This is a genomic window from Trebonia sp. (assembly GCF_030042015.1).
Classification (GTDB): Bacteria; Actinomycetota; Actinomycetes; order Streptosporangiales; family Streptosporangiaceae; genus Trebonia.
Genome location: NZ_JASIAL010000516.1, coordinates 1 through 5,918, shown reverse-complemented (window position 1 = coordinate 5,918; position 5,918 = coordinate 1). Strand labels below are relative to the sequence as shown.

Sequence of the window (5,918 nt, the reverse complement as noted above, 5' to 3'; positions counted from 1 at the left end):
GGCGGGCGGGCGGACCAGCCCCCGCCTGGCTGGCCGGCGCGGCGGGCAGACCGCTGGCCCGCGCCCCGGCCGGGACCGGCGTCCTGGCCCGGGTAACCGCCGGTGCCGTAGCGCTGCTGCGCGCCGTCCTGGCGGGGCGACTGCGGAGCGAAGAAATCGCGCAGGGCGGGGTCCATGCGCGCCGCGTAATCCGGGTCCGCCGGGCCGCGGCCGGCGTGATTCGCGCCGTCGTCTTCTGTGCCGGGGAAGCCGCGGAATCCGCGGGCGGTCCCCGGCGCGGACTGCTCCTGCTCGAGGAAGTCCTGCGCGTAGTTCTGCTGGAAGTGCTCCGGCTCGGGGAAGTCCTCCTCAAGGTAGTCCCGCTGCCCGAAGTCCGGCCTGGCGCGCCCCTGGTGGCCGTTGCCCCGGTGGCCGGAATCCTCCCTGCGCCCGTACCCCGGCCGCGCTTGCCCCGGCCGACCGGCACCCTGCCCGCCGAAGCCCTGCTGGCCGAAGTCCTGCCTGCCCGAACCCGGCGTGCGGTCGTCCTGCACGAAGCCGTAGTCCTGCTTGAAGATGTCCGGCGGCTCGCCCGGATCACCCCAGCCGACGCCGGCGCCGTCGGCGAAATCGGGCAGCCCGAATGACTGCGTGTTGTCGCCCGCCCCGCCCTGCTGGTCCCAGATGGGCCCGGAGGAGGCGTCCCAGCCGCTCATCTGCGCTCACTCCCCGGTCGTGGTCCCGCGGGAAAACTAACGTCCCTGAGAGTACCGAGGACCAGGCAGGCTTAAGGGCATTACCGGCAAACTAGGGATATCAGTTACATACCGCCACGGAGCGGTCCTGCACCGTGCCCTCAGGCCGACTTCTCGCGCGGCGTGCGGCGTGAGACGTCACGCGGCACGAGCGTCGGGTTGACGTTCTCGAGCACGGCCTCGCGGGTGATGACGACGCGTTCGACGTCCTTGCGGCTGGGCACCTCGTACATCACAGAGAGCAGCACTTCCTCCATGATCGCCCGCAGCCCGCGGGCGCCCGTGCCGCGAAGGTTCGCCTGGTCGGCGACCGCCTCCAGGGCGTCCGGGGTGAACTCCAGGTCCACGCCGTCCAGCTCGAACAGCCGCTTGTACTGCTTGACGAGCGCGTTGCGCGGTTCGGTGAGGATCTGGATGAGCGCCTCGCGGTCCAGGTTGTGCACGCTCGTGATGACCGGCAGCCGGCCGACGAACTCGGGAATCATGCCGAACTTCAGCAGGTCCTCCGGCATCACCTCGGCGAAGGTGTCCTCGGTGACGTGCTTGCTGCGTACCCGGAGCACGCCGTTGAAGCCGATCCCGTTGTTCCCCGAGCGCTGCTCGATGATCTTTTCCAGGCCGGCGAACGCGCCGCCGCAGATGAACAGCACGTTGGTGGTGTCGATCTGGATGAACTCCTGGTGCGGGTGCTTGCGACCGCCCTGCGGCGGCACGCTGGCGGTCGTGCCCTCAATGATCTTCAGCAGCGCCTGCTGCACGCCCTCGCCAGAGACGTCCCTGGTGATCGACGGGTTCTCGCTCTTGCGCGCGATCTTGTCGATCTCGTCGATGTAGATGATCCCGGTCTCCGCCTTCTTGACGTCGTAGTCGGCGGCCTGGATGAGCTTGAGCAGGATGTTCTCGACATCCTCGCCGACGTACCCGGCCTCGGTCAGCGCGGTGGCGTCGGCGATCGCGAACGGCACGTTGAGCAGCCTGGCGAGCGTCTGCGCGAGCAGCGTCTTGCCCGAGCCCGTGGGGCCGAGCAGGAGAATGTTGGATTTGGCCAGCTCGACGCTGTCGTCACCCGGCCTGTCCCCGCCCGACTGGACGCGCTTGTAGTGGTTGTACACCGCGACGGAAAGCGCCTTCTTGGCCTTGTCCTGGCCGATCACGTACGCGTCGAGAAACTCATAGATCTCGCGCGGTTTCGGCAGGCTGTCCCACTTGAACTCGGACGGCTCTGAGAGCTCTTCCTCGATGATCTCGTTGCACAGGTCGATGCACTCATCGCAGATGTACACGCCAGGCCCGGCGATGAGCTTTTTTACCTGCTTTTGGCTCTTCCCGCAGAACGAGCACTTCAGCAGGTCGCCACCGTCACCGATGCGTGCCACCCAGGTTCTCCTTTACATGGGGCCGCGAGCCGGGCCCGCACGGGCCAGGCTCAGCGGGCATGTCCCGCCATGCCGTCATGCGCTTGCTTCGACCGTACCGCCTGCAGGGGTCCGATGGACCAATCAAACCCCCTCAGCGGCCCGGGAGGGAAGAGGTGAATCTTCCCCGGTTAGGAAGACACTACCTCGGGCGTGCGCAGCGTCCCGCGCTTGAGCACCGTCAGCACCTCGTCGATCATCCCGTAATCCTTGGCCTCCGCCGCGGTGAGGAACTTGTCCCGCTCGATGTCGCGCCTGATGACTTCCTCGCCCTTGCCGGTGTGCCTGGCCAGGATGACCTCCATCGCGGTGCGCATCCGCAGGATCTCCCGCGCCTGGATCTCCATGTCGGTGGACTGGCCGTAGCCGCCCTCCGTGGCGGGCTGGTGGATGAGGATCCGGGAGTTCGGCAGCGCCATCCGCTTGCCCTTGGTGCCCGCCGCGAGCAGCACCGCGGCCGCGCTCGCCGCCTGGCCGATGCAGCAGGTGGTGATGTCCGGCTGGATGAACTGCATGGTGTCGTAGATCGCCATCATGGACGTCATCGACCCGCCGGGCGAGTTGATGTACATGGTGATCTCGCGGTCCGGGTCGATGGCCTCGAGCGTGAGCAGCTGGGCCATGACGTCGTTCGCCGAGGCGTCGTCGATCTGGACGCCAAGGAAGATGATCCGCTCCTCGAAGAGCTTGTTGTACGGGTTCATCTCCTTGACCCCGTACGACGTGCGCTCGACGAAGGACGGCAGCACGTACCTGGACTGCGGGTGTCGGCTCAGGTCGGTCACGTTCGGGTCTCCTTCTTGAAAACTGACGGGTTCCGGTGGGATCCGCCCTGGGCTGCTCAGGATGCGGAGCCCATCGACGGGACCTCGATGGCGCTGCGGATCACATGGTCGACGAAGCCGTACTCCTTCGCCTCCTCCGCGGTGTACCAGCGGTCGCGGTCCGCGTCCTGCTCGATCTGCTCCACGGTCTGGCCGGTGTGGAACGCCGTGCGCTCGAAGAGTGTCCGCTTGATGTAGAGCATCTGCTCGGCCTGGATCCTGATGTCCGAGGCGGTGCCGCCGATGCCGCCCGACGGCTGGTGCATCAGGATCGTCGCGTGCGGCAGCGCGTAGCGCTTGCCGTGGGCACCGGCGGTGAGCAGGAACTGGCCCATCGAGGCCGCCATGCCGAACGCGTACGTCGCGACGTCGTTGGGCACGTACTGCATCACGTCGTAGATCGCCATCCCCGCGTACACAGAACCACCGGGCGAGTTGATGAACAGCTGGATGTCGCGCTTGTCGTCTTCGGCGGACAGCAGGAGAATCTCGGCGCAGATCCGGTTGGCGATGTCGTCGTCCACCTGCTGGCCGAGAAAGATGATGCGGTTCCGCAGCAACCGCTGGAACAGCAAGTCACTCGGCATCACGGGGGCGTCAGGGGTCGCCGTCCTTGCGACTGGCAGAGGCTGTGTCACGTGGTCACCTGCTCCGATCACTTCGGGTGTCGTTGACAGGACCATAACGCCACCGCGGAGCTGCCGGGTGCGGTGCAGCCCGGTGTTCGCTACCGGCGCACGCCGGTGCGGTCACGGTCAGTCCGCTGCGGAGTCCTCCCCGTCGGCGTCGCCAGCCGCATCGGCGTCAGCGGCGTCCTCCGCTTCCCCTGCCGCCTGCGCCGCCTCGGCCGCCTGCGCCGCGAGCAGGCCGTCGACCTCGGTGTTGAGCGCCTCGATCTCGGCCTTGATGTCGACCGGATGGCCGGCCTCGTCGGTCACCGTGACCCGCTCGGCCACCAGCGTGGCGGCCTTGCCGCGCAGGACCTCGGTCAGTGCGCTGCCGAGCTGCCCGGACTCGCCCAGCTGCCTGGCCAGGTACTCGGGACCGACGCCCATCCGCTGGGCCTGGTCGGCGACGAAGTAGGACAGCTCGGCCTGGCTGACCGACAGGTCTTCCGTGCGGGCCACCTCGTCGAGGACGAACCCCACCTTGACGGCGCGCTGGGACTGCGCGAGGAGCTCGGCGTCGAACTCCTCCTGGGTCTGCTGCCGCGACTGCAGGTAGTCCGCCATCGACGTGCGCAGCCGGGTCAGCTGGTCGCCGACCGACTGGCGCGAGTGCTCGAGCTCGCGCTCGACGAACTTCTCTGGCAGCGGGATCGCGATGCTGTCGACGAGCGCGTCCACGGCACGGTCCCTGGCCTGGGTCGCCTGCCTGAGCCGCCGGAACCGGGCAAGCTGGCGGCGGGTGTCGGCGCGCAGCTCGCCGAGCGTGTCGAACTCGCTCGCCAGCTGGGCGAAGTCGTCGTCGAGCTCGGGCAGTTCCTTGACCTTGACGTTCTGCACGGTGACCGTGACGTCGGCCTGCTCGCCGGCGGACTCGCCGCCGGCGAGCTCGCTTGTGAACGTCGCCGACTCCCCGGCGGACATGCCGGCGAGCGCCTCGTCCAGGCCATCGAGCATCGTCCCGCTGCCGATCTGGTAGGACAGGCCGCTCGCCTGCGCGTCCTCCACCGGCTTGCCGTCCACCGAGGCCGACAGGTCGATCGTCGTGTAGTCGCCGTCCTGCGCCGGGCGCTGCGCGGTCTTGAGCGAGGCGAAGCGCTCGCGCAGCGAGGTGAGGTACTCCTCGACGTCGTCCGGGGTGATCTCCGTGTTGTCCACCGTGACCGACAGCGTTGCCAGGTCGGGCAGCTCGAACTTCGGCCGCACCTCGACCTCGGCCGTGAACGTGAGATCCTTGCCGTCGTCGAGCTGGGTGATCTCGACGTCCGGCTGGCCGAGGGTGAGCACCTCGGCTTCCCGCACCGCCTTGCTGTACAGCTCGGGCAGCGCGTCATTGACCGCCTCGGTGAGCACCGCGGCACGCCCGACCCGCCTGTCGATGATCTGCGGGGGGACCCGGCCCGGGCGGAACCCGGGAATGCGCACCTGCCGGGACACCTCGCGGTAAGCCTTGTCCAGGCTCGGCTTGAGTTCCTCGAAGGGAACCTCGACGCTCAGCCGGACGCGGGTCGGGCTCAGCTCTTCGACGGCGGTCTTCACGGCGGCGTGACTCCAGGATGTGGATGGCGACTGCGCGGACGGCGCAGAAAGTGTACGGCGCACAAGTCTATGACCTCGCGGGCCGCGCTCCGCGCGGCGACGTGCGCTCAGCGGCGGTCGTCGCCGAGCACCAGGTGCAGCACCCAGCTGACCACCGCGACGATGAGCGCGCCCTCGACGGCGGCCACGAAGCCGGTGACGTGGAAGGGCAGCTTGAGCTGGCCCGCTATGTAGCTGGCCAGCCAGAGCAGCAGCCCGTTGACCACGAGCGCGACCAGGCCCAGTGTCAGCACGTAGAACGCGCAGCCCACCGTCTTGATGATCGGCTTGAGCACCGTGTTGATGACGCCGAAGATCAGGGCGACGACCAGCAGGGTCTCGGCCCGCGAGGCGTCGGTGTGGCCGGCTACCACGATTCCGGGGACCACCCAGGCCGCCACGCCCAGCGCCGCGGCGGAGACGATGACCCCTATGACGTACTTCATGGCGATATTTGTACAGCACTATCGGCCATGCCCGCGCCCCGGATCATGGTCCTTCCCGATCCCGCGCTTCAGGCCGCCCCCGCTTGCAAGATGGGCGCGGCGGGCCGGCGGGCGCCGAGGCTGGCCGGGAGGGCGGTCAGCACGGCCACCGCGGCCAGGGCGCCGGCCACCACGGCGGCCAGCCAGGACGCCGGCGGGATCGAGACCACGCCACCGCTGCTGGCGACCGTGAACAGGCCGATGCCGAGCGGGATGC

General features: G+C 68.6%; 5 protein-coding genes and 2 pseudogenes. All 7 read right to left on the bottom strand.

Features of this window, described 5'->3' with window-relative positions; translation table 11 throughout:
• Positions 1-695 (bottom strand): annotated as a pseudogene (locus tag Q1N79_RS27625) (hypothetical protein); the annotation flags it as partial.
• A 140-nt stretch (positions 696-835) separates the two neighbouring features.
• Positions 836-2,110, bottom strand: coding sequence for an ATP-dependent Clp protease ATP-binding subunit ClpX (clpX, locus tag Q1N79_RS27620; protein WP_300613978.1), 1,275 nt, complete (start codon positions 2,108-2,110; stop codon positions 836-838).
• Between the two features lie 170 nt (positions 2,111-2,280).
• On the bottom strand, positions 2,281-2,934 hold the full coding sequence (locus Q1N79_RS27615; protein WP_300613977.1) for an ATP-dependent Clp protease proteolytic subunit: 654 nt from the start codon (positions 2,932-2,934) through the stop codon (positions 2,281-2,283).
• Positions 2,935-2,990: 56 nt separating this feature from the next.
• The gene (locus Q1N79_RS27610; protein WP_300613980.1) at positions 2,991-3,560 is read right to left on the bottom strand and encodes an ATP-dependent Clp protease proteolytic subunit; all 570 of its coding nucleotides are present in this window, start codon (positions 3,558-3,560) and stop codon (positions 2,991-2,993) included.
• Between the two features lie 168 nt (positions 3,561-3,728).
• Positions 3,729-5,177, bottom strand: coding sequence for a trigger factor (tig, locus tag Q1N79_RS27605; RefSeq protein WP_300613976.1), 1,449 nt, complete (start codon positions 5,175-5,177; stop codon positions 3,729-3,731).
• 107 nt (positions 5,178-5,284) lie between these two features.
• Positions 5,285-5,662, bottom strand: a complete 378-nt coding sequence (locus Q1N79_RS27600; protein WP_300613975.1) for a phage holin family protein — start codon at positions 5,660-5,662, stop codon at positions 5,285-5,287.
• A 68-nt stretch (positions 5,663-5,730) separates the two neighbouring features.
• Positions 5,731-5,918: pseudogene (locus Q1N79_RS27595) on the bottom strand (ABC transporter permease); the annotation flags it as partial.